Below are 23,870 nucleotides of genomic sequence, written 5' to 3'. Positions count from 1 at the left end.
GGCACGCGTGGCGCGCGCCGCAATACGCGCATCTTACCGCCCGCGCGAAGCGCCGCGGCAGGGGCGCGGCGCCGGTATACGCCGGCCGCCGGAACGGTGCGGCGGTGCCCGCATCCGCCTTCCGGCCGCATCCGGTCGCCGATCCGGTAAAATTACGCGTTTCTGCACACTAACAAGCCGCGCCGCCGCGCGAGCCGACCCTCCGGGCGCTGCCCGGAGCGCCGCCCGCAACGGAGCGCCTGCGCCACGAAGGCTCTTCATGCTTACGTTTCAGCAAATCATCCTGACGCTGCAGTCCTACTGGGACAAGCAGGGTTGCGCTCTGCTCCAGCCCATCGACATGGAAGTCGGCGCGGGCACGTCGCACGTCCACACGTTCCTGCGCGCGGTCGGCCCCGAGCCGTGGCGCGCCGCGTACGTGCAGCCGTCGCGCCGTCCGAAGGACGGCCGCTACGGCGAAAACCCGAACCGCCTGCAGCACTACTACCAGTATCAGGTCGTGCTCAAGCCGGCGCCGGAAAATATCCTCGACCTGTACCTCGGCTCGCTCGAGGCGCTCGGCTTCGACCTGAAGCAGAACGACGTGCGCTTCGTCGAGGACGACTGGGAAAACCCGACGCTCGGCGCGTGGGGGCTCGGCTGGGAAGTGTGGCTGAACGGGATGGAAGTCACGCAGTTCACGTATTTCCAGGAAGTCGGCGGCCTCGAATGCAAGCCGGTGCTCGGCGAGATCACGTACGGCCTCGAGCGCCTCGCGATGTACCTGCAGAAGGTCGAGAACGTGTACGACCTCGTGTGGACCGAGTGGGAAGAGCAAGGCCCGAACGGCCCCGAGCTGCGCCGCCTGTCGTATGGCGACGTGTACCACCAGAACGAGGTCGAGCAGTCGACCTACAACTTCGAGCACGCGAACGTCGACCTGCTGTTCACGTTCTTCAACAGCTACGAAGCGGAAGCGAAGAAGATGATCGACGCGCAGCTCGCGCTGCCCGCGTACGAGCTCGTGCTGAAGGCCGGCCACACGTTCAACCTGCTCGACGCGCGCGGCGCGATCTCGGTCACCGAGCGGGCCGCGTACATCGGCCGCATCCGCGCGCTGTCGCGTCTCGTCGCGCAGGCTTACTACGACTCGCGCGAGAAGCTCGGCTTCCCGATGCTCGGCAACCCGCCGGGCGTGCCGGGCCTCACCACCGACGCCCAGGACGCCGCACAGCCGGCATGGGCGCCGCCGCTCAAGGTCGAACGCAAGATCGATCAGGACTGACGAGACGAGATTCAATCCAACCATGACGCACAATCATCCCGCCCCCCTTCTCGTCGAACTGCTGACCGAAGAGCTGCCGCCGAAGGCCCTCGCGCGTCTCGGCGACGCATTCGCCGAAGGTCTCGCGCAACGCCTCGCGGCACGCGACCTCGTCGAAGGCGAACTCGTGTTCGAACGCTACGCCACGCCGCGCCGCCTCGCGGTCGTCGTGCAGAACGTGCGCGCCGTCGCGCCCGACAAACAGGTCCGCGAAAAGGTCCTGCCCGTGTCGGTCGCGCTCGACGCCGAAGGCAAGCCGACGGCCCCGCTCGCGAAGAAGCTCGCGGCGCTCGGCCACCCGAACGCGTCGATCGCCGATCTCGAACGCGCGCAGGACGGCAAGGCCGAAGCGTTCTTCATCAATTATTCGGCGGCCGGCGTCACGCTCGCCGACGGCCTGCAGGCCGCGCTCGACGAGGCGCTCGCGAAGCTGCCGATCCCGAAATTCATGACGTACCAGCGCCCGGACGGCTCGGACGTGAAGTTCGTGCGCCCGGTGCATCGCCTGACGGTGCTGCACGACGACCGCGTCGTGCCCGTCACCGCGTTCGGCGTCGATGCCGGCGACACGACGCTCGGCCACCGCTTCCTGTCCGACGGCCTCGTCGCGATCCAGCATGCGCACGCGTATGCCGACACGCTGCGCGACAAGGGCCGCGTGATCGCGCACTTCGCCGATCGTCGCGAAACGATCCGCACGCAGCTGAACGAACATGCGAACGGCGACACGGTCGTGATGCCCGAAGCGCTGCTCGACGAAGTGACGTCGCTGGTCGAGTGGCCGGTCGTCTATCCGTGCCGCTTCGAGGACGAATTCCTGCAGGTGCCGCAGGAATGCCTGATCCTCACGATGCAGACGAACCAGAAGTATTTCGCGCTGACCGACGTCGCCGGCAAGCTGCGCTCGCGCTTCCTGATCGTGTCGAACATCGAGACGAAGACGCCGGGCGAGATTATCGAAGGCAACGAGCGCGTCGTGCGCCCGCGTCTTGCGGACGCGAAGTTCTTCTTCGAGCAGGACAAGAAGAAGCCGCTCGCCGAGCGCGTGCCGCAGCTCGCGAATGTCGTCTATCACAACAAGCTCGGTTCGGCGCTCGCACGCGTCGAGCGCCTCGAGGCGCTGGCCGGCGAGATCGCCCCGGCGATCGGCGCCGATACCGCGCACGCGAAGCGCGCCGCGCGTCTCGCGAAGGCCGACCTGCTGACCGACATGGTCGGCGAGTTCCCGGAACTGCAGGGCACGATGGGCACGTACTACGCGCGCCATGACGGCGAAGCCGACGACGTCGCACTCGCGTGCGCCGAGCACTACCAGCCGCGCTTCTCCGGCGACGCGCTGCCGACCACGCCGGTCTCGACCGCCGTCGCGCTCGCGGACAAGCTCGAAACGATCGTCGGCATCTGGGGCATCGGCCTCGCGCCGACCGGCGAAAAGGATCCGTTCGCGCTGCGCCGCCACGCGCTCGGCGTGCTGCGCCTGCTGCTCGAAAAGCAGCTGCCGCTCGATCTCGTGTCGCTGCTGCGCACGGCCCATGCACGCTTTGACGGCGTGCCGGGCGTCGCGGAATCGACCGACGCGATCTTCGCGTTCTTCCTGGATCGCCTGCGCGGCCTGCTGCGCGAGCGCGGCTATTCGGCCGGCGAAATCGACGCGGTGCTGAGCCTGAACCCGACGCGCCTCGACGATCTCGTCGCGCGCCTCGACGCGGTGCGCGAATTCACGCGCCTCGCGGAAGCCGAAGCGCTCGCGGCCGCGAACAAGCGGATCTCGAACATCCTGAAGAAGTCGGAAGGCGGCGCGAACGGCGCGGTGCAGCCGACACTGCTCGTCGAGGCCGCCGAGAAGGCGCTGCACGAACAGCTCGCGGCCGTCACGCCGCACGTGCAGTCGCAGCTCGAGGCGCGTGCGTACACGGGTGCGCTGTCGGCGCTCGCGGCGCTGCGCGCACCGGTCGACACGTTCTTCAACGACGTGATGGTCAACGCGGAAGATCCGGCGCTGCGCGCGAACCGGCTCGCGCTGCTGTCCGCGCTGCACCAGCAGATGAACTGCGTCGCCGACATCTCGAAGCTCGCCGCATAAGGGCCGCACGATGCCGACCAGCCCCAACCGAAAGCTCGTCGTCCTCGACCGGGACGGCGTGATCAACGTCGATTCGGATGCGTTCATCAAGACGCCCGACGAATGGATCGCGCTGCCCGGCAGTTTCGAGGCGATCGCGCGGCTCAACCACGCGGGCTATCGCGTGGTCGTCGCGACCAACCAGTCCGGCATCGGTCGCGGGCTGTTCGACATGGCCGCGTTGAACGAGATGCACCTGAAGATGCATCGCGCGGCGGCCGCGGTCGGTGCGCGCATCGACGCGGTGTTCTTCTGCCCGCACACGGCCGAGGATCACTGCGACTGCCGCAAGCCGAAACCCGGCATGATGCAGATGATCGCCGAGCGCTTCGAGACCGATCCCGATCACACGCCGGTCGTCGGCGATTCGCTGCGCGACCTGCTGGCCGGCGTCGCGGTCGGCTTCCAGCCGCACCTCGTGCTGACCGGCAAGGGCAAGAAGACGCTCGCCGCGGGCAATCTGCCGGACGGCACGAAGGTCCACGACGATCTGCGCGCCTTCGCGCTCGATTTTCTTTCACACGAACACGAGTGATGCGGCTGCCGCGCGCATCCTCCCCAACGCCAGACTCACGCCGATGCGCTTCGTCCGTTCCCTGCTGCTGCTGATCTACTTCATCCTGTACACGGTGCCGTACGCCACCGCGTGCTTCATCGCGTTCCCGTTCATGCGCCCCGACGCACGCTACTGGATGGCGGCCGGCTGGTGCAAGTCGACGCTGTGGGTCGTGCGCTGGCTGAACGGCATCCGCTACCGGATCGAGGGGATGGAGAACCTGCCCGACGGCCCGGCCGTGCTGCTGTCGAAACATCAGTCCGCGTGGGAGACGCTCGCGTTTCCGGCGCTGATGCCCAAGCCGCTCTGCTACGTGTTCAAGCGCGAGCTGCTGTACGTGCCGTTCTTCGGCTGGGCGCTCGGGCTGCTGCACATGGTCAACATCAATCGCAAGGAAGGCAAGAACGCGTTCAATTCGGTGATCCGGCAGGGCAAGAAGCGCCTGTCGGAAGGCGCATGGATGATCATGTTCCCCGAAGGCACGCGCACGCCGGTCGGCAAGCAGGGCAAGTACAAGACGGGCGGCGCGCGCTTCGCGATCGAAACCGGCACGCCGGTCGTGCCGATCGCGCACAATGCAGGTCGTGTGTGGCCGCGCAACTCGTTTACGAAATTCCCGGGCGTCGTGACCGTGTCGATCGGCAAGCCGATTCCGGTCGAAGGCAAGACGCCCGACGTATTGAACTCGCAGGTCGAAGCATGGATCGAAGCGGAAATGCGCCGCATCGATCCCGATGCCTATCGTCAGGCGGGCACCGCCGGCACACGCGATGCCGCGCGCGCCTGAAGCCCCGGATTGCAGCCGTTGCGTACGACAAAAAGAAGCGAACTGATGAAACAGCGTCCGCGGCCACGGCCTGCCGTCGTGGCCCTCGATCATCGCCAGATGGATCTGCCGCTCTTCGACGGGCCGGCCGCGGCGCCGTCGGCGCCTGCCGCCCCGCCGACGCCGCCCGAAGTCGCGCCCGCCGCGCCGCTCGATCCGGGCCCGCCGCCCGATCGCTCGCGCGTGCGCACGTTCGCGCTCGACAGCCGCGTGCTCGAATACCGGCTGAAACGCTCGGCGCGCCGCACGATCGGCTTCACGATCGACGGCAGCGGGCTGTCGATCACCGCGCCGCGCTGGGTCACGCTCGCCGACATCGAAGCCGCGATCGCCGAGAAACAACGCTGGATCTTCGCGAAGCTCGCGGAGTGGAAGACGCGCGCCGAGCAGCGCGCGCTGCCGCAAATCGACTGGCGCGACGGCGCGCAGTTGCCGTATCTCGGCAAGACGGTGACGATCGCGCTCGGCGCGGGCGCCGTCGCGTTCGACGCCGATGCGCTGCGGCTGTCGCTGCCGCTGCCCGTGCAGGCCGACATGCAGCAGATCAAGGATCGCGTGCAGGGCTGGCTGCAGGGCGAAGCGAAACGCATCTTCGGCGAACGGCTCGCGGTCTACGCGGAAAAGCTCGGCGTCACGTATTCGATGGTCGCGCTGTCGTCGGCCGCGACGCGTTGGGGCAGTTGCTCGAGCGACGGCAAGATCCGCCTGAACTGGCGGCTGATCCATTTCCCGATGTCGATCATCGACTACGTCGTCGCGCACGAGCTGTCGCACCTGCGCGAGATGAACCACAGCCCGGCCTTCTGGCAGACCGTCGAATCGATCTTCCCCGAGTTCCGCGAGGCGCGGCACACGCTCAAGCATCACCCGCCCGAGCTGCTGCCGTCGCTTTGACGCGCACAACGCCGGCGCCAACGAACAAGGGCGGTGCGGGTTACCCCGCACCGCCCTTTTTTGCTGCCGCGGCGCACATCGCACACCGCAGCCCGGTTCACCCGGCGCTTACTTCTTCTGGATGAATTCGATCTTGTAGCCGTCCGGATCCTCGACGAACGCGATCACCGTCGTGCCGTGCTTCATCGGGCCCGCCTCGCGCGTGACCTTGCCGCCCTGGGCCTTGATCTTCTCGCAGGCCGCGTAGGCATCGTCGACCGCCACCGCCAGATGGCCGAAGCCGTTGCCGAGATCGTAGGACGGCGTCTCCCAGTTGTGGGTCAGCTCGATCACGGTGCCCGTGCTCTCGTCTTCATAGCCGACGAACGCGAGCGTGAACTTGCCTTCCGGATAATCCTCGCGACGCAGCAGCTTCATGCCGAGCAATTCGGTGTAGAACTTGATCGAGCGGTCGAGATCGCCGACTCGCAGCATCGTATGCAGCAAACGCATGTGTTGTACTCCTGTGGGGACTTTCCAGAACCGGAAACTCTACCAGAGTCGGGTGAACTTCGCCGGGGGCGCCTAGCCGGGGGCGCCTTAGCCGGGGCGCGGCCGTGCGGCGTATCCGGTTGACTCGGCGCAACGCCCGAAAACGGTGCGATCCGGCGCGCCCGGCCGCCGTGCCGATCGGGTAACATCCTTCCACCTCGCACCAAAATCGGGCATGCGTTCCGCCGCCCGATCGCGACCACCCACGCTTGCCTACGCCACGCTGCCCGTGCGAAACCGCCGATTCGAGCGCGCCGAACGCGCCTCCCGCCTGACCTCGCTGCCACCGGACCGCCCCCGCGAGGCCCGTCCATGACCGCACGTGCCGCCACCCCCGTGCGCCGCGCACTCGATACGCGCGCCGTCGGCCTGATGCTGCTGCTGTGCGCGATCTGGGGCTTCCAGCAGGTCGCGATCAAGAGCACGAACGCCGCGATCGCACCGATGTTCCAGGCCGGGCTGCGCTCGGCGATCGCCGCGCTGCTGCTATGGGGCTGGGCCCGCACGCGCGGCACGCCGCTGTTCCAGGCGGACGGCACGTTCGGCGCGGGGCTCGCGGCCGGTGCGTTGTTCGCCGGCGAATTCATCTGCGTGTTCTTCGGGCTGACGCTGACGAGCGCGTCGCACATGGCGATCTTCCTGTACACCGCGCCGTGCTTCACCACGCTCGGCCTGCACCTGTTCGCACCGGGCGAGCGGCTCCAGCGCATGCAATGGGTCGGCGTGGGCGTCGCGTTCGCCGGCATCGCGCTCGCGTTCGCGGACGGCTTCCTGCAGCCGCGCGCGCCCGGCGCGTCCGTGCTGGCCGGGCTCGCCGGCGACGCGCTCGGAATCCTCGGCGGCGCGATGTGGGCCGCGACGACGGTCGTCGTGCGCTCGACGGCGCTCGCCCGGGCCAGCGCGAGCAAGACGCTGTTCTACCAGCTCGCGGTATCGGCGCTCATGCTGGTCGCGCTCGCCGCGCTGTTCGGCCAGATGTCGTTCGCGCACGTGACGCCGGTCGCGCTGGCGAGCCTCGCGTACCAGTCGGTGATCGTCGCGTTCGTCAGCTACCTGTCGTGGTTCTGGCTGCTGACGCGCTACAGCGCGTCCCGCCTGTCCGTCTTCACGTTCCTGTCGCCGCTGTTCGGCGTCGCGTTCGGCGTGCTGCTGCTCGGCGAATCGGTCGGCTGGCGCTTCATGTCCGCGGCCGCGCTCGTGCTGACCGGCATCGCGCTCGTCAACGCGCCGCCGCGCCGGCGGGCGTGACGACCGGCGCCCAGATGCGCGGGCAATAAAAAAGCTGCCCGTCGGGCAGCCCTGTTCGATACAGCCGGCAGGTGGCGTTACGCCACGCGCGTCATCCTGCCTTGCGCACCGCCGCCAGCGCCTGCGCGACGCCGACGTATTCGGCCACGCTCACGTCCTCCGCACGGCGCGCGAGATCGAAGCCGAGCGCATCGAAATCGATCGTCTCGCGGTAATCGCCGAGCGTATTGCGCAGCATCTTGCGGCGCTGCGAGAACGCGGCGGTGACCACTTCGCCGAGTAGCACGGGATCGACGTCCGGCAGTTCGTGCGGCTCGTACGGGATCATCCGGACGATCGCGGAATCGACCTTCGGCGGCGGCTGGAACGATTCCGGCGGCACGTCGAGCATCTTTTCCATCACGTAGCGGTACTGCAGCATCACCGACAGCCGCGAAAACGCCTTCGTGCCCGGCTCCGCGACCATCCGCTCGACGACTTCGTTCTGCAGCATGAAATGCTGGTCGATGACCGCATCGGCGAACGTCATCAGATGAAACAGCAGCGGGCTCGAAATGTTGTACGGCAGGTTGCCGACGATCCGCAGCGACGGCTTGTCGCCGGGCGCCGCGAGCGAGCGGAAGTCGAACGCGAGCGCGTCGCCCGCGTGCAGCTCCAGCAGCGCGCCGAAGCGTTGCTGCAGGCGCCCGATCAGGTCGCGGTCGAGCTCGACCGCGTGCAGCGGCGACTCGGGCGTCGCGAGGCGCTCGATCAACGGCTCGGTCAGCGCGCCGAGCCCGGGGCCGATCTCGACCATCCGCTGGCCGCGCGCGGGGCCGATCGTCGCGACGATCGAGTCGATCACGCCGTGATCGACGAGAAAATTCTGCCCGAAGCGCTTGCGCGCGAAATGCCCTTGGTGCTGTCTGCTGTTCGACATCGACTGAGTAAAACGAAAAATACGACGAATGGGGTAAGCCGGCAGCGTCAGGCTGCGCGGCGATGGCGCGCCATCGTGACGGCCGTATCGAGCGCGGCGATCATGCTGCCCGGATCCGCGCGGCCCGTGCCGGCCAGATCGAGCGCGGTGCCGTGATCGACCGACGTGCGGATGATCGGCAACCCGAGCGTCACGTTGATGCCCTCGCCGAACGTCGCGTACTTCAGCACGGGCAGGCCCTGGTCATGGAACATCGCCAGCACGCAATCGGCATCGGCCAGATGGCGCGGCTGGAACAGCGTGTCGGCCGGATACGGGCCGCGCGCGTCGATGCGTTGCGCGTTCGCGCGGGCCAGCGCCGGCGAGATCACGTCGATCTCCTCGCGACCGAGATAACCGTTCTCGCCCGCGTGCGGGTTCAGGCCCGTCACGAGGATGCGCGGCGCGGCGAGACCGAAGTCGCGCCGCAGGTCGCGATCGATGATCGCGAGCGTCTCGACGAGCCCGTCGATCGTCAGCGCGGCCGATACGTCCTTCAGCGGCAGGTGCGTGGTCGCGAGCGCGACGCGCAGCGGCCGGTGGCCGGTGCCGGCCAGCATCATCACGACGCGCGGCGTATGCGTGCGTTCGGCTAGGTATTCGGTATGGCCGGTGAACGGCACGCCCGCGTCGTTGATCGTGCTCTTCTGCAGCGGTGCGGTGACGATCGCGTCGTACCGGCCCGCCAGCGCGCCGTCGATCGCCGCGTCGAGCAGCCCGAGCACGTAGCGGCCGTTCGCCGCATCCAGCTTGCCCGCCCGCGCGGGCACGGCCAGCGCGTGATGCGCGACCGACACCGGCGCGCCACCGGCCAGCGTGGCCGGATCGACGCCGACCGCCGCCGCCCGCGCGTCGAGCAGCGCCGCATCGCCGAGCACGGTGAAATGCGCGTCGGGCCAGCGCTGCGCGGCGTCACGCAGCGCCTGCACGGTCAGTTCCGGGCCGACCCCCGCGGGTTCGCCGGTCGTGATCGCGATCTGCAGCGCGGGCGTGGTCATCCGGTGCTCGCTCAGTTCGCCGGGCCGACGCCGCCGATCTTGTACTGCACGTACGACGAATCGCGCAGCTCGCGCAGCCAGTCGGCATATGCCTGTTCGGCCTTGCGCTGGCCGATCGCCTGACGGGCGATGTCCATCTGCTGCTGCACCGACCCTTCCGCCTCGCGGCGGTCCAGCACCTGGATCAGGTGGTAGCCGTACTCGGTACGGATCGGCTGGCTGATCTGGCCGTCCTGCAGGCTGTTCATCGCGCGCTCGAATTCCGGCACGGTCTCGCCCGGGCTGATCCAGCCGAGATCGCCGCCCTGCGACGCGGAGCCGTCCTGCGAGTAGGTGCGCGCGAACTTCGCGAAATCGCCGCCGGCCTCGACCTGCTTGCGGATGTCGATCAGTTGCTGGCGCGCCTGGCCTTCCGACTTGCCCTCGCCGACGCGCAGCAGGATGTGGCGCACGTGCGTCTGGACGATCTTCGGCGCGGCAGCGCTCGCGCCCTGGCTCTGGCGGCGATCGACGAGACGCACGATCTCGAAGCCGTCCGGCACGCGGATCAGCGTCGGGTTGACCTGGCCCGGGCGCAGCTTCGACGCGGCGTCGACGACGTCGGGCGGCAGCGCGCTCGGCGACTTGAAGCCGAGATCGCCGCCCTTCTTCGCGTCGTTCGCTTCGGAGTTGTTCTTCGCGAGGCGCTCGAAATCGGCGCCCGACTTCGCCTGCTGCAGCAGCGCTTCGGCCTTCTTCTGCGCGGCCTCGATGTCGGCCTGCGGCGCGTTGGTCGGCGCCTTGATGAAGATGTGCTGGAAGCGCAGGTCCTGCTGCTGCGATGCGTTCGGCCCGCGCTGGCTCGCGATGTAGTTCGCGACCTCGGCGTCCGACACCGTGATCTTGCCGTCGACCTCGCGCTCGCGCAGCTTCGACAGCATCAGCTCGGTGCGCGCGTCGCTCGTGAAGATGCTCCACGGCACGCCTTGCGCCTCGAGACGCGCACGGTACTGGTCGAGCGTCATCCCGTTCGCCTGCGCGAGACGCTGCAGCGTGGCCTGCACGGTCGCGTCGTCGATGCGGATCCCGTCGTCCTTGGCCTTCTGCACCTGGATGCGTTCGAGCACCATCTGGTTCAGCACCTGCGCGCGCAGCTGGTCGGCCGGCGGCACCGGCGCGTTCTGCTGCTGCAGCCGGCGCGCGATCAGGCCGACGCGCTGGTCGAGTTCGCGGCCCGTGATCACGTCGTTGTTGACGACCGCGACGACTTCGTCGGCGAGCTGTGCACCTGGCGAACCGAGCGCCTGCGCCGCGGCCGGCGCGGCGGCGAGCAGCGCGGCGGACGCGGCGAGGCTGGACACGACTGCCGCGAAACGAAGGGTTTTCTTCATTGCCACTGAAACTCCATTGAAATCGTGCTGACCGGTGCAGACATGCCGGCGTTACTCGTAGTTGCTGAAGCGGGACATCGGCGGCGGCGGCGGCGGCAACGGCGTGTAGCCCGGCACCCCGGCGCGGAATGCGGACACGAGGCCGTTGTCGATGGTCGACAAGCCCTTGAGCGTCAGCTGCATCATGAATCGCGTCGACGAGTTCTGCTGCCCCGACGTGTTGATGCCGTTCGCGGCCCGCTGCACCCCGACTCCGAGCGCCCAGCAATCCGCGTCGTATTGTAAGCCGACCAGACCGTCGACCACGCGATCGCCGGCGAGGTCGTAGTTGAAGCGGCCGATCGCATACAGGCGGCGCGTGAGCGGCCATTGCGCGGACACCAGGAACTGGTTGATCGGCTGGTTGTCGAGCGTCGTGTTCGCGCGCGTATAGCGGTAGCCGACGTTGATCACGCGGCGCTCGCCCGGGCTGTAGCCGAAACCGACGCTCGACTTCACGAGCTGATTGTTGTTCTGGTTGTACTGGAACGCCGTTTCCGACATGAAGCCCGAGCCGAGCTTCAGCGCGGCGCCGACGATCAGGTCCGAGTGGCGCGCCAGCACGGCGCTCTGCCCGGGGGTCAGCGTGACGCGCTGGTCGGCGAAGTAGTACTGCTGCGCGATCACGAAGCGCGCGCGCTCGTCGCCGGTGCGCGGATCGATGAAGCGCGACGTGAGGCCGGCCGTGATCCGGTTCGCGTCGGCGATCCGGTCGTTGCCGACGAACGTGTTCGGCTGGTAGATCTCCGCGAGGCCGAAGTCCGATTCCGCGGTGTCGAACAGCGGCGCGTTCGACTGGTCGCGATACGGCGTGTACACGTAGTACAGGCGCGGCTCGAGGGTCTGGATGAAGTCCTGGCCGAACAGGCGCACCGAACGGTCGAAGATCAGGCCCGTGTCGAAGGTCACGGTCGGGATCGACTCGGTGAAGCGCTTCGGGCTGTTCGGCGTGGTCGACGACAGATAGTTCAGGTCGTACGACGCGAAGTGGTACTGGACCTTCGGCACGACGAAGTAGCCGGGGCCGTACACGCCGTACGAGATGTACGGGTTGAAGACGATCCGGTCGCCTTCGGTCGCATCCGCGGTCGTGATGCGGAACCGCGAATAGTCGGCTTCCGCGCCGAAGTCGAAGCCGCCGACGTTGTACTTCGTGTACTTTACGTTCAACTGCGGCTCGCGGCTGTACGGCGCGATCGACGGCGGCAGCGTCTGCCAGTGCTGGTAGCGCGCGAGCACCGACCACGGGCCGTTGTTGTACGTGAGGCCGGCTTCCTGCTGGTACAGCGTCTGCGTCCCGTTGATGAACTGGTTCGCCGACCCGAGGTCTTCCGGATACGTGTTGTCCGAGACCTTGTTGTAATAGACGTAGCCGCCGAAGCCGCCGCCGAAGTTCTGCTGGTGCTGCCAGTAGATCGCGTAGCGGTTGCGGTGCGCGAGCCGGTCATCCGGCAGGTAATTGGCCGTAAAGGTGCCCGAATACGACGGCGACAGGTAGCGGAACGTCGCCTCGGTCATCACGCCGCGCCGCGAGATGATGCGCGGCGTGAGCGTCAGGTCGCGGTTCGGCGCGATGTTGAAGTAGTACGGCAGCGACAGCTCGAAGCCGTTGCTCGAGTTCATCGAGAACGTCGGCGGCAGCAGGCCGCTGCGCCGCTCGCCCGACAGCGGGAACGTCATCCACGGGCTCGCGAAGATCGGCACGCCCTGGAAGAACAGCACGCCGTTGCGCGCGGTGCCCTCGTCGGCGCCCGTATCGAAATCGAAGCGGCTGCCCTTGATGTACCACGCGGGATTCGTCGAGCACTGGCACGCCGTGTACGTGCCGTTGACGAACACCGAGCGCTCGTTGTCGACCATGTCGACGCGCTCCGCGCTGCCCGACCCGCCCGTCACGTTGAAGTGGTACTTCGGCGCGGTCATGAAACCCTGGTTCGCCTCGATCTTCAGGTGCGCCTCGGGGCCCGCGAACGACGTGCCGCCATTGATCACCTTGACCTGGCCGTACGCATCGGCCATGTCGGTATCCTGATCGTAGTGGATCGCGTCGGCCTTCACGACGGCGTCGCCGCGCCGCAGCTCGGCGGAGCCCTTCGCGGCGAGGTCCTGCTCGGCGGTGCCGCTCGTGTGGTCGGCGATCACGAAGGCGGCCGGCTTCGCGCCGTCCTTCAGCGGATGATCCTCGAGCTGGGGCGCGAGACGCAGATCCCACGGCGAGTCGAGCGGCTGCGGCTGCGCGGCCGCGCCCGACAGCTGCGCGTACGACACGGCCGGCACGAGGCCGGGCACGGCCAGGAGCGCGAGCGCGAGCCGCCGTTTGCGCGGCGCCCCGTCACCGGGGAAAACATTCGGGAATAGCGGTTTGGGCGGCATCTATCGTTTGGCGAATCGCCCCTTGTCAACCGCGCCTGCACGGCACCTTCGCGCGGCGGGCCGCGCCGTCGGGCCGCGACTGCGGCTCTTCGCAAACCGGGGAGGCGATCGGGCGGACGGCGCGACAGGCGGCGAGCCTGCACGGCGGAAGCTGACGCGGGGCGCGTCAAAAAAGTCGTGGGGTATTATATGGCAAGACGTTCCCCCCTCCGCCGAGTTTCATGACACCCCCATCCGCCGCATCCCAGCCCGACGCCCGCCTCGAAGCGCTCACCGCGTGGCTGCAGCCGCTCGCCGGGCGCTACGCCCTCGATCTGTCGACCCTCGCGCCCGCGTCGTCGGACGCCAGTTTCCGCCGGTATTTCCGCGTCGCGTCGGCCACGAGCCCCGGCGGCACGCTGATCGCGGTCGATGCGCCGCCGCCCGAGAAGTGCCGCGAGTTCGTCCAGGTCGCGCAGTTGCTCGCCGCGGCCGGCGACCACGTGCCGGACGTGCTGGCCCACGATTTCGACGCGGGCTTCATGCTCGTGACCGACCTCGGCCGCACGTCGTACATCTCGGTGCTCGATCCGGCCGACCCGGTCGCGGCCCGTCCGCTGATGCGCGACGCGCTCGACGCGCTGATCCGCTTCCAGCTCGCGTCGAAGCCCGACGTGCTGCCGCCGTTCGACGAAGCGTTCCTGCGCCGCGAAATGGAGTTGCTGCCCGAATGGTTCGTCGGCCGCCACCTCGGCAAGCCGGTCACCGACGCGATGCGCGGCACGCTCGAGCGCACCTTCGCGGTGCTGGTCGCGAGCGCGCACGCGCAGCCGCAAGGCTTCATGCTGCGCGACTTCATGCCGCGCAACCTGATGGTCTGCGAGCCGAACCCGGGCGTGCTCGACTTCCAGGACGCCGTGTACGGGCCGCTGACGTACGACGTCGTGTCGCTGCTGCGCGACGCGTTCATCAGCTGGGACGAAGCGTTCGAGCTCGACTGCTTCGCGTACTACTGGGAAAAGGCGAAAAAGGCCGGCCTGCCGGTCGATCCCGATTTCGGCGAGTTCTACCGCCAGCTCGAATGGATGGGTCTGCAGCGCCACATCAAGATCCTCGGCCTGTTCGCGCGCATCAACTACCGCGACGGCAAGCCGCACTACCTGAACGACCTGCCGCGCTTCCTCGCGTACGCGCGCAAGGTCGCGCTGCGCTATCGCCCGCTCGTACCGTTCGCGAAGCTGCTCGACGAGCTCGAGGGCAATGCGCCGGCCGACGTCGGCTATACGTTCTGAGCGCCCTCACACCCAGTCGACCATGAGCACGACCCTGACCACGGCGATGATCTTCGCCGCCGGACGCGGCGAACGGATGCGCCCGCTGACCGACACCCGCCCGAAGCCGCTGCTCGAAGCCGGCGGCAAACCGCTGATCGTGTGGCAGATCGAGGCGCTCGCGCGTGCGGGCATCGAGACGATCGTGATCAACCACGCATGGCTCGGCGAGCAGATCGAGGCCGCGCTCGGCGACGGTTCGCGCTGGGGCGTGCGGCTCGCGTATTCGGCCGAGGGTGAAGCGCTGGAAACCGCGGGCGGCATCGCGCAGGCGCTGCCGCTCATCGAACGCGACGGGCAACCGACCGTGTTCGCGGCCGTCAGCGGCGACGTGTACTGCGCATTCGACTACCGGACGCTCGCGCCGCGCGCCGCCCGGATGGCCGCGCTCGACACGCCGGCGATGCATCTCGTGATGGTGCCGAACCCGCCGTTCCACCCGGCCGGCGACTTCGCGCTCGGCGACGACGGCCGTCTCGCGCTCGACGGCGCGGCGCGCGTCACGTTCGGCAACATCGGCCTGTACGACACGCGGATGTTCCGCGACCTCGCGCCCGGCACGCGGCGCGCGCTGACGCCGTACTATCGCGCGGCGATCGAAACCGGCCACGCGAGCGGCGAACTGTACGAAGGTATCTGGGAAAACGTCGGCACGCCCGCGCAGCTCGGGGAACTCGACGCGCGGCTGCGCGCCGCGGGCTGACCAGAGCCGCCGGGCGGCCACGCACCCGTCGGGCCGCCGTCGCGCTGCGCGCCACGGCACGCAGCACGCGCCGGGCCCCACGCCCCACACCGTTACGCGGCCTCGGCCTCTTCCCCGCCAGCTGCCGCGCGCTGCTGCTGCAGCGCCCACATCTGCGCATACAACCCGTCGGCGCGCACGAGTTCGTCGTGCGTGCCGCGCTCGACGATCCGCCCATGGTCCATCACGAGGATCTGCTGCGCATGCACGACCGTCGACAGCCGGTGCGCGATCACGAGCGTCGTGCGATGCCGCGCGATCTGGTCGAGTTCGTGCTGAATCGCGCGCTCCGACCGCGAATCGAGCGCCGACGTCGCTTCGTCGAACAGCAGCACGGGCGGGTCCTTCAGCAGCGTGCGCGCAATCGCGACGCGCTGCTTCTCGCCGCCGGACAGCTTCAGCCCGCGCTCGCCGACGGGCGTGTCATAGCCCTTCGGCAGGCTCTCGATGAAATCGTGGATGTGCGCGGCGCGCGCGGCCGCGATCACTTCGTCGCGGGTCGCGCTCGGCCGGCCGTACGCGATGTTGTAGTAGATCGAGTCGTTGAACAGCACGGTATCCTGCGGCACGATCCCGATCGACGCGCGCAGCGAATCCTGCGTGACGTCGCGGATGTCCTGGCCGTCGATCCGGATCGCGCCGCCCGTCTGCCGGTCGAGGTCGTAGAAGCGGAACAGCAGCCGCGACAGCGTCGATTTCCCCGAGCCGCTGTGGCCGACGACCGCGGTCGTCGTGCCGGCCTCGATCGTAAACGTCACGTCGTGCAGGATCGGCCGCGACGGCTCGTACGCGAAGTTCACGTGCTCGAAGCGCACCTGCGCGCCGGCCACCGCGAGCGGCCGCGCATCCGGCCGGTCGGCCACTTCCTTCGGCGCCGACAGCAGCCCGAACATCCGGTCCATGTCGGTCAGGCTCTGCTTCAGCTCGCGATAGACGACGCCGAGGAAGTTCAGCGGAATGTACAGCTGCAGCATGAACGTGTTGATCAGCACGAGATCGCCGAGCGTCAGCCTGCCCGCGAGCACGCCTTGCGTCGCGCGCCACAGGATGAACACGAGCCCCGTGCCGATGATCGCCTGCTGGCCGAAGTTCAGCACCGACAGCGAGTTCTGTGAGCGGATCGCGGCCTTCCGGTAGCGCTTCAGGTTCTCGTCGTAGCGCTGCGCCTCCCACTCCTCGTTGCCGAAGTACTTCACCGTCTCGTAGTTGATCAGCGAATCGATCGCCCGCGAGTTCGCGCGCGAATCGAGTTCGTTCATCGTGCGGCGAAAGTGCGTGCGCCAGTTGGTGACCTTCACGGTGAACACGATGTACGTGACGAGCGCCGCGAACGTCACGTACGCGTAGTAGGCGTCGTACTTGACCACGAAGAAGCCGAGCACGAGCCCGACTTCGACCAGCGTCGGCAGGATGCTGTACAGCGAATACGAAATCAGTTGCTGGATGCCGCGCGTGCCGCGCTCGATGTCGCGCGACATGCCGCCCGTCTGGCGTTCGAGATGAAACCGCAGCGACAGCCCGTGCAGATGCCGGAACACCTGCAGCGCGAGCTGGCGCACCGCGCTCTCGGTGACCTTCGAGAACAGGATTTCGCGCAGCTCGGTGAACAGCGACGTCGACAGCCGCACGAGCGCATACGCGACGACCAGCAGCCCGACGCCGCCCGCGAGCACGATGCCGGCCGACTGTTCGGCGCGGCCGAGCGCGGTGAGCTGCTGCACGGCGGACAGGTGGTCGACGATGCGCTTCATCACGACCGGCACGCCAAGGTTCGCGACCTTCGCACCGATCAGGCAGCCGAGCGCGAGCGCGACGCGCCATTTGTAGGTGGTCAGGTACGGCAGCAGCGACCGGATGGTCTGCCAGTCGTTGCGAGGCCCGGTCGAAGCCGGCGCGGGCTCGCCGGAAGCGGGAAATCGGCGCATGGGGGAAGGATCGGCGGCGGTGCGAAACGCGTGCTGCGGCGGTCGGCTCGCGTGCTTTCTCGTACAATTTGCGAACGTTGTATTGTCGCAGAAGCCGCTACGCGCCGCTGCCGGCGGCCTCGCCGGCCGGGCTGCGCGCGGCGGCCCGTTTATTACAGGATGAAAGCCCCCGCCATGACCGATTCGACCCTCGAACTCCCGCAGAAGCAGCCCGCGCTGCGCGTCGTCCCGCAACCGCACGACGCGAACGTCCACGGCGACGTGTTCGGCGGCTGGATCATGTCGCAGGTCGACATCGCCGGCTCGATCCCCGCGAGCCAGCGCGCGAACGGCCGCGTCGCGACGGTGGCGGTCAACTCGTTCGTGTTCAAGCAGCCGGTATTCGTCGGCGACCTGCTGAGCTTCTACGCCACCATCACGCGCACCGGCAACACGTCGATCACGGTCGACGTCGAGGTGTACGCGCAGCGCATGCGCCTGATGGGCGAAGTCGTGAAAGTGACCGAAGCGACGCTCACCTACGTCGCGACCGGCCCGGACCGCAAGCCGCGGCAACTGCCGCCGCTCTGACGGGCAAGCGCCGCGCTGCAGCGCGGCATGCGGCCGTCAGTGCGTGGCCGCGAGCCCGAACTCCCGCATCGCGGGCAGGAAATCGTGATTCAGCTTCGGCTTGCGCGACAGCTTGACCAGCACGTAGCGCTGGAACGGCGCGAGCCGCTGCCACTGCGCGAGCGCCGGCGCCGGCAGCCCGGCCAGCGCGCTTTGCTGCACGAGCGACGCCGGCACCGTGTCGACGTCGCGCCACGCCGGCTGCTCGTCCGGCTGGAACCATGACGGCTCCAGATCGGCGTGCGTGCGCAGCATTTCGAACAGCGCGTGATCGAAGTTGGGCTCGATCGCGGTGTCGTCGTCGGCCGGAAAGCGCGCGAGCAGCTTGCGGTCCTCGAGCGGCAGCAGTTGCCACTGTTCGAGCGAAATGCGCAGGCCGAAGCGATCGAGATTGAAACGCACGATCATCGGGATGTACGTGAAGTTTTCCGACGAATCGTGTTCGAAATTGAAGAGCAACGGAGCGTCGCTGAGTCCCATGGTCGTTACCTGACGTGGCGGATGCCGGCGCGGCCGGCTTGCCTGAGGTATTTTAGAACCTCTGCGCGCGGGCGGCGGCACGATCGTCGCCGGCCGTGCTTCGAACCAACGGGAGTGCTCGTGAATCCGACCCAATCAGACGAACCGCGCGGCGCGATCGAACTGCCCGTCAACCGCACGCGCGGCGACGCGCTCGAAACCGCGCACGACTTCGTCGGCCAGGAATGGCCGGTCGCACTCGTCTTCAACGGCATCTCGCACGCGGTGATGATGTGTACGCCCTGCGACCTCGAGGCGTTCGCGGTCGGCTTCGCGATCTCGGAAGGCATCGTCGCGCGCGGCAGCGACATCAAGGACATCGAGGTGATCCTGCACGCCGACGCGCCGCTGCCGCATGCGGAAGTCCACCTGGAAGTCGTCCAGCAGGCGTTTGCCGCGCTGAAGGACCGGCGCCGCGCGCTCGCGGGGCGCACGGGCTGCGGCGTCTGCGGCATCGAGAGCATCGACCTGCTCGACCTCGCGCCCGAACGCGTGCCCGATACCGGTTTTCTCGCGCGCCTCGCGCCCGACGCGCTGACGCATGCCGCACATGCGCTGCCGGCGCACCAGGCGCTGACGAAGCTGACTGGCGGCCTGCATGCGGCCGCGTGGTGCGACGCAACAGGCGCGATCCACGCGGCATTCGAGGATGTCGGCCGCCACAACGCGCTCGACAAGCTCATCGGCTCGCTCGTGCTGTCTCGCGCCGATACCACCGACGGCTTCGTGTTCCTGTCGAGCCGCGCGAGCTACGAGCTCGTGCGCAAGGCCGCGCGGGTCGGCATCCCGCTGGTCGCGACCATTTCCGCGCCGTCGTCGCTCGCGATCGCGATCGCGAAGACGGCCGGCCTGCGGCTCGTCAGCTTCTGCCGCGAAACGGGCCACGTCGATTACGGCACGGCCTGATCGCGCTCCAGGCCGCGCGCCGGCGCTCCACCGCCGGCGCGCCCTGCTTCGTCAGTCGAACTGACGGAAATCCGGCTTGCGCTTCTCGAAGAACGCCGTCATCGCCTCGCGCGCCTCCGGCGCGCGCAGCATCGCGGCGAAGTGACGCGCTTCCTCGGCCATCCGCGCGGGCGTCGCCACGCCGCCCGTGTCCTTGAGCAGCGCCTTCGTCACACGCAGCGATGCCGCCGGCAGCGCCGCCAGCTTCGCCGCCTGCTTCGCCGCGAATGCGTCGAGCTCGGCCGCCGGCAGCACGCGGTTGACGATGCCGATCCGGTGCGCTTCCAGCGCGTCGAACGCCTCGCCCAGCAGCAGCTTCTCGGCGGCGACCTGATGGCCGGCCAGGCGCGGCAGCAGCGCGCTGGACGCGGCTTCCGGGCACAGCCCGAGCTGCGCGAACGGCAGCGAGAACGTCGCGGTGTCGGCCGCGTAGACCAGATCGCAGTGCAGCAGCATCGTCACGCCGACGCCGACCGCGATGCCCGGCACCGCGGCGACGACCGGCTTGCTCGCGCTGCTGATCCGCGCGAGGAACTGGAACACCGATGCGGTGTCGTCCTGCGGCGGCGCCTTCAGGAAATCCTCGAGATCGTTGCCCGCGCTGAAATTGCCGTCGCTGCCGCGCAGCAGGATCACGCGCGTCGCCTTGTCTTCCTGCGCGTCGGCGAGCGCATCGGCCATCGTCTGGTACATCGCCGCCGTCAGCGCATTCTTCTTCGCCGGGCGCGCGATCGTGATCGTCATCACGCCGTCGGCGCGTTCCACTTGAATGTCGGCCACAACCGTCTCCTTTGACTGTCTCTACCGGAATGAAAAAACGGTGCGCGAGCTCGTGGCCCGCGCACCGTCGTCGCTTGTCGTCGCGTCCCGCTTACAGGCGTTCGATGATGCCCGCGGCGCCCATGCCGGTGCCGACGCACATCGTGACCATCCCGTACTTCAGGTTGCGGCGGCGCAGGCCGTGCACGACGGTCGCCGCGCGGATCGCGCCGGTCGCGCCGAGCGGGTGGCCCAGTGCGATCGCGCCGCCCATCGGGTTGACCTTCGACGGATCGAGGCCGAGGTCGCGCATCACCGCCAGCGACTGCGCGGCGAACGCCTCGTTCAGCTCGATCCAGTCGAGATCGTCCTGCTTCAGGCCGGCGGCCTTCAGCGCGGCCGGAATCGCTTCCTTCGGACCGATGCCCATGATTTCCGGCGGCACGCCGCGTACCGCGAAGCTCACGAAGCGCGCGAGCGGCGTCAGGTTGAACTCCTTGAGCACCTTCTCCGACACGACGAGCAGCGCACCGGCGCCGTCCGACGTCTGCGAGCTGTTGCCGGCCGTGACCGAGCCCTTGTTCGCGAACACCGTGCGCAGCTTCGCGAGGCCTTCGAGCGACGTATCCGCGCGCGGGCCTTCGTCGAGCTTGATCTCGCGCGTCTTCACGTCGACCTCGCCGGTCGCGAGGTTCGGGAAGCGCTCGGTAACCGTGTAGGCGGCGATTTCGTCGCCGAACTCGCCGGCCTGCTGCGCGGCGAGCGCCTTGCGGTGCGATTCGACCGAAAACGCGTCCTGGTCCTCGCGGCTCACCTTCCACTGCTCGGCGACGCGCTCGGCCGTCAGGCCCATCCCGTACGCGATGCCGAAGTCTTCGCTGCGATCGAAGATGTGCGGCGACATCGACGGCTTGTTGCCCATCATCGGCACCATGCTCATCGATTCGCAGCCGCCCGCGAGCAGTGCGTCCGATTCGCCGACGCGGATGCGGTCAGCCGCCATCGCGAGCGCGGTGATGCCCGACGCGCAGAAGCGGTTGACGGTCACGCCGCCGACCGTCTGCGGCAGGCCGGCGAGCAGCGCGCCCATGCGTGCCACGTTCAGCCCTTGCTCGGCTTCCGGAATCGCGCAGCCGATGATCGCGTCCTCGATCACCTTCGTGTCGAGACCGGGCACCTGCGCGACCGCCGACTTGATCGCGTGAACCAGCAGCTCGTCGGGGCGCGTGTTCTTGAAGACACCGCGCGGGGCCTTGCCGATCGGGGTGCGGCTGGCGGCGACGATGTATGCGTCTTGCAGTTGTTTGCTCATTTCAGACTCCTTGTCTGCTCGCTCAGTTACGCACCGGCTTGCCGGTCTGCAACATGCCCATGATCCGTTCCTGCGTCTTCTGCGTGCCGAGCAGCTCGACGAACGCGCGGCGCTCGAGCGCGAGCAGCCATTGCTCGTCGACGAGGCTGCCGGCTTCGACGTCGCCGCCGCACACGGCTTCGGCGATGCGGCTCGCGATCAGGAAATCGTGGTCGCTGATGAAGCGGCCGTCGCGCATGTTGACGAGCTGCGCCTTGATCGTCGCGATCGCCGAGCGGCCCGCAACCGGCACGTCCTTCGCGCGCAGCGGGGCGCGGTAGCCGGTGTCGGCCAGCGCGCGCGCTTCCTTCTTCGCGGTGTCGAGCAGTTCGAACACGTTGAAGACGATCGTGTCGGACGGCTTCACGTAGCCCATCGCACGCGCATCGTGCGCGGACGACGACACCTTCGCCATCGCCGCGTTCTCGAACGACTTCGTGACGAACTTCAGGATGTCGGTGGTCGCGTTCGCGGCCGTGGCCGCTTCCGCTGCGCGCAGCGCCGCTTCCTTCAGGCCGCCGCCGGCCGGCACGAGGCCGACGCCCACTTCGACGAGACCGATGTAGCTCTCGACGTGCACGACGCGCTTCGCGCTGTGCAGCATCAGCTCGCACCCGCCGCCGAGCGCGATGCCCGATACGGCCGCGACGACCGGCACGTTCGCGTACTTCACGCGCAGCATGCCTTCCTGGAACTTCTTCACGAACGGCTCGATGCCTTTCGCACCGCCCATCATGAAGGCGGGCATCGCCTCCTCGAGGTTCGCGCCGGCCGAGAACGGGCCGCCCGGCGTGCCGAGCTTCAGCGACGTCGGCTGCCAGATCACCACGCCCTTGTAGTCCTTTTCCGCGAGTTCGATCGCCTGCACGAGGCCGTCGATCACGCTCGGTCCGATCGTGTTCATCTTCGACTTGAACGACACGATCACGACGTCGTCTTCACCGGCACGATCGTCGACCCATGCGCGCACCGCGTCGGTCTCGAACAGCGTCTTGCCGTACGTCTTCGGGTCGGCACCGGCTTCGCCGATGAGCGGCGCGCGGAACACCTGCTTGCCGTACACGGCCAGGTCCGAACGCGGCACGAAGCGCTTCGCGGCCGGCGCCCACGAGCCTTCGGCCGTGTGCACGCCGCCTTTCTCGGCGACCGGGCCTTCGAGCACCCACGACGGCAGCGGCACGTTCGCGAGCGCCTTGCCGGCCGCGATGTCTTCCTGCACCCACTCGGCGACCTGCTTCCAGCCGGCGGCCTGCCAGCCTTCGAACGGGCCTTCGTTCCAGCCGAAGCCCCAGCGGATCGCGAGGTCGACGTCGCGCGCGTTGTCGGCGATCGATTCGAGATGCACGCCGATGTAGTGGAACACGTCGCGGAAGATCGACCACAGGAACTGCGCATGCGGATGATCCGTCTCGCGCAGCAGCTTCAGGCGCTCCGCCGGCGGGCGCTTCAGGATGCGGCCGACGGTTTCGTCCGCCTTCGCGCCCGAATCGACGTAGGTGCCCGTCTTCGCGTCGAGCACCTTGATCGCCTTGCCTTCCTTCTTGTAGAACCCGCCGCCCGTCTTCTGGCCGAGCGCGCCCTGCTTCACCAGTTCGGCGAGCACGGCGGGCGTCTGGTAGACCGGGAAGAACGGATCGTCGGCGAGGTTGTCCTGCATCGTCTTGATCACGTGCGCCATCGTGTCGAGGCCGACCACGTCCGCGGTGCGGAACGTCGCCGACTTCGCGCGGCCGAGGCGGCTGCCCGTCAGGTCGTCGACTTCGTCGAAGCGCAGGCCGAACTTCGCGGCCTCGGTGATCACCGCGAGGATCGAGAAGATGCCGACGCGGTTCGCGATGAAGTTCGGCGTGTCCTTCGCGCGCACGACGCCCTTGCCGACGACGCTCGTCAGGAAGGTTTCGAGCTGGTCGAGGATCTCGGCACGCGTATGCGCGGTCGGGATCAGCTCGACGAGGTGCATGTAGCGCGGCGGGTTGAAGAAGTGCACGCCGCAGAAGCGCGCCTTCAGCTCGTCCGAGAAACCTTCGGACAGCTTCGTGATCGACAGGCCCGACGTGTTGGTCGCGAAGATCGCGTTCGGTGCGATGTGCGGTGCGACCTTCTTGTACAGGTCGTGCTTCCAGTCCATCCGCTCGGCGATCGCCTCGATCACGACGTCGCATTCGGCGAGCTTCGCGATGTCGTCCTCGTAGTTCGCCGCTTCGAGGTATTTCGCGTCGTCCTTCACGCCGAACGGCGCGGGCGACAGCTTCTTCAGGTTCTCGATCGCCTTCAGCGCGATCGCGTTTTTCGGGCCTTCCTTGGCCGGCAGGTCGAACAGCAGCACCGGCACGCGCGCGTTGACGAGATGCGCGGCGATCTGCGCGCCCATCACGCCGGCGCCCAGCACGGCGACCTTGCGAATCAGGAAATTGCTCACGGGATGTCTCCGGATAGTGTCGTGCAGCGCGGAATGTGAGGGCTGCACGGCGAAGTGAGTACCAGGAACCGTT

20 protein-coding genes are annotated in these 23,870 nt (G+C 68.2%); 10 read left to right on the top strand and 10 right to left on the bottom strand.

What is annotated here, in order from left to right; genetic code table 11:
• The first annotated feature begins 259 nt into the window (after positions 1 to 259).
• Genes glyQ through HWX62_RS22985 form a run of 5 tightly spaced genes read left to right on the top strand, consistent with a single transcriptional unit; the run spans position 260 to position 5,701 of the window.
• Positions 260 to 1,264 carry a glycine--tRNA ligase subunit alpha gene (gene glyQ / locus HWX62_RS23005; RefSeq protein ID WP_006477868.1) on the top strand — a complete coding sequence of 335 codons (1,005 nt, stop codon included), beginning with the start codon at positions 260 to 262 and terminating at the stop codon, positions 1,262 to 1,264.
• A gap of 22 nt (positions 1,265 to 1,286) precedes the next feature.
• Complete coding sequence (glyS, locus tag HWX62_RS23000) at positions 1,287 to 3,386, top strand: glycine--tRNA ligase subunit beta (RefSeq protein WP_175927779.1); 2,100 nt, start codon at positions 1,287 to 1,289, stop codon at positions 3,384 to 3,386.
• Between the two features lie 10 nt (positions 3,387 to 3,396).
• Entirely contained in the window at positions 3,397 to 3,960 is a 564-nt protein-coding gene (gmhB, locus tag HWX62_RS22995) for a D-glycero-beta-D-manno-heptose 1,7-bisphosphate 7-phosphatase (RefSeq protein WP_175927780.1), read from the top strand.
• A 43-nt stretch (positions 3,961 to 4,003) separates the two neighbouring features.
• Positions 4,004 to 4,768 (top strand): lysophospholipid acyltransferase family protein, encoded by a 765-nt coding sequence (locus HWX62_RS22990; protein ID WP_175927781.1) that lies wholly within the window; start codon positions 4,004 to 4,006, stop codon positions 4,766 to 4,768.
• 45 nt (positions 4,769 to 4,813) lie between these two features.
• On the top strand, positions 4,814 to 5,701 hold the full coding sequence (locus HWX62_RS22985; protein ID WP_175927782.1) for a SprT family zinc-dependent metalloprotease: 888 nt from the start codon (positions 4,814 to 4,816) through the stop codon (positions 5,699 to 5,701).
• 108 nt (positions 5,702 to 5,809) lie between these two features.
• Here HWX62_RS22985 and gloA read toward each other — a convergent pair whose 3' ends face one another.
• Entirely contained in the window at positions 5,810 to 6,193 is a 384-nt protein-coding gene (gene gloA / locus HWX62_RS22980; protein WP_006477863.1) for a lactoylglutathione lyase, read from the bottom strand.
• Positions 6,194 to 6,544: 351 nt separating this feature from the next.
• On the opposite strand from gloA, the gene HWX62_RS22975 reads away from it, so the two are divergent.
• Positions 6,545 to 7,480: a DMT family transporter gene (locus tag HWX62_RS22975; protein ID WP_175927783.1), complete on the top strand. Its 936-nt coding sequence runs from the start codon at positions 6,545 to 6,547 to the stop codon at positions 7,478 to 7,480.
• Positions 7,481 to 7,571: 91 nt separating this feature from the next.
• On the opposite strand, the gene rsmA is transcribed toward HWX62_RS22975, so the two are convergent.
• From rsmA to HWX62_RS22955, 4 genes are read right to left on the bottom strand one after another with little or no spacing between them, the layout of a single operon-like run.
• The gene (rsmA, locus tag HWX62_RS22970; protein ID WP_174973311.1) at positions 7,572 to 8,399 is read right to left on the bottom strand and encodes a 16S rRNA (adenine(1518)-N(6)/adenine(1519)-N(6))-dimethyltransferase RsmA; all 828 of its coding nucleotides are present in this window, start codon (positions 8,397 to 8,399) and stop codon (positions 7,572 to 7,574) included.
• Positions 8,400 to 8,446: 47 nt separating this feature from the next.
• On the bottom strand, positions 8,447 to 9,436 hold the full coding sequence (gene pdxA, locus HWX62_RS22965; protein ID WP_175927784.1) for a 4-hydroxythreonine-4-phosphate dehydrogenase PdxA: 990 nt from the start codon (positions 9,434 to 9,436) through the stop codon (positions 8,447 to 8,449).
• A gap of 11 nt (positions 9,437 to 9,447) precedes the next feature.
• The gene (locus HWX62_RS22960; protein WP_175927785.1) at positions 9,448 to 10,806 is read right to left on the bottom strand and encodes a peptidylprolyl isomerase; all 1,359 of its coding nucleotides are present in this window, start codon (positions 10,804 to 10,806) and stop codon (positions 9,448 to 9,450) included.
• A gap of 51 nt (positions 10,807 to 10,857) precedes the next feature.
• The gene (locus HWX62_RS22955; RefSeq protein WP_175927786.1) at positions 10,858 to 13,218 is read right to left on the bottom strand and encodes an LPS-assembly protein LptD; all 2,361 of its coding nucleotides are present in this window, start codon (positions 13,216 to 13,218) and stop codon (positions 10,858 to 10,860) included.
• 221 nt (positions 13,219 to 13,439) lie between these two features.
• Here HWX62_RS22955 and HWX62_RS22950 point away from each other — a divergent pair, with 221 nt between their 5' ends.
• Positions 13,440 to 14,489, top strand: a complete 1,050-nt coding sequence (locus tag HWX62_RS22950) for a phosphotransferase (RefSeq protein WP_175927787.1) — start codon at positions 13,440 to 13,442, stop codon at positions 14,487 to 14,489.
• A 22-nt stretch (positions 14,490 to 14,511) separates the two neighbouring features.
• Positions 14,512 to 15,231, top strand: coding sequence for an N-acetylmuramate alpha-1-phosphate uridylyltransferase MurU (gene murU, locus HWX62_RS22945; RefSeq protein ID WP_175927788.1), 720 nt, complete (start codon positions 14,512 to 14,514; stop codon positions 15,229 to 15,231).
• Positions 15,232 to 15,323: 92 nt separating this feature from the next.
• On the opposite strand, the gene HWX62_RS22940 is transcribed toward murU, so the two are convergent.
• The gene (locus HWX62_RS22940) at positions 15,324 to 17,195 is read right to left on the bottom strand and encodes an ABC transporter ATP-binding protein/permease (RefSeq protein WP_175927789.1); all 1,872 of its coding nucleotides are present in this window, start codon (positions 17,193 to 17,195) and stop codon (positions 15,324 to 15,326) included.
• A 174-nt stretch (positions 17,196 to 17,369) separates the two neighbouring features.
• On the opposite strand from HWX62_RS22940, the gene HWX62_RS22935 reads away from it, so the two are divergent.
• Complete coding sequence (locus HWX62_RS22935; protein WP_059533053.1) at positions 17,370 to 17,765, top strand: acyl-CoA thioesterase; 396 nt, start codon at positions 17,370 to 17,372, stop codon at positions 17,763 to 17,765.
• 36 nt (positions 17,766 to 17,801) lie between these two features.
• On the opposite strand, the gene HWX62_RS22930 is transcribed toward HWX62_RS22935, so the two are convergent.
• The gene (locus tag HWX62_RS22930) at positions 17,802 to 18,284 is read right to left on the bottom strand and encodes a nitrate reductase associated protein (RefSeq protein WP_175927790.1); all 483 of its coding nucleotides are present in this window, start codon (positions 18,282 to 18,284) and stop codon (positions 17,802 to 17,804) included.
• Between the two features lie 114 nt (positions 18,285 to 18,398).
• Here HWX62_RS22930 and fdhD point away from each other — a divergent pair, with 114 nt between their 5' ends.
• Entirely contained in the window at positions 18,399 to 19,229 is an 831-nt protein-coding gene (fdhD, locus tag HWX62_RS22925; protein ID WP_175927791.1) for a formate dehydrogenase accessory sulfurtransferase FdhD, read from the top strand.
• A 51-nt stretch (positions 19,230 to 19,280) separates the two neighbouring features.
• Here the strand turns inward: fdhD and HWX62_RS22920 are convergent, their stop codons facing one another.
• The 3 genes from HWX62_RS22920 to HWX62_RS22910 all read right to left on the bottom strand — a co-directional run bounded on the left by HWX62_RS22920 (position 19,281) and on the right by HWX62_RS22910 (position 23,797).
• Positions 19,281 to 20,048 carry an enoyl-CoA hydratase gene (locus tag HWX62_RS22920; RefSeq protein WP_175927792.1) on the bottom strand — a complete coding sequence of 256 codons (768 nt, stop codon included), beginning with the start codon at positions 20,046 to 20,048 and terminating at the stop codon, positions 19,281 to 19,283.
• 91 nt (positions 20,049 to 20,139) lie between these two features.
• Positions 20,140 to 21,339, bottom strand: a complete 1,200-nt coding sequence (locus HWX62_RS22915; protein WP_175927793.1) for an acetyl-CoA C-acyltransferase — start codon at positions 21,337 to 21,339, stop codon at positions 20,140 to 20,142.
• A 22-nt stretch (positions 21,340 to 21,361) separates the two neighbouring features.
• Positions 21,362 to 23,797, bottom strand: coding sequence for a 3-hydroxyacyl-CoA dehydrogenase/enoyl-CoA hydratase family protein (locus HWX62_RS22910; protein ID WP_175927794.1), 2,436 nt, complete (start codon positions 23,795 to 23,797; stop codon positions 21,362 to 21,364).
• Positions 23,798 to 23,870: the final 73 nt, after the last annotated feature.

The organism is Burkholderia sp. BCC0506 (assembly GCF_902833145.1).
In the GTDB taxonomy this organism is placed as follows: domain Bacteria; phylum Pseudomonadota; class Gammaproteobacteria; order Burkholderiales; family Burkholderiaceae; genus Burkholderia.
This window is presented reverse-complemented; position numbering and strand designations above follow the sequence as displayed.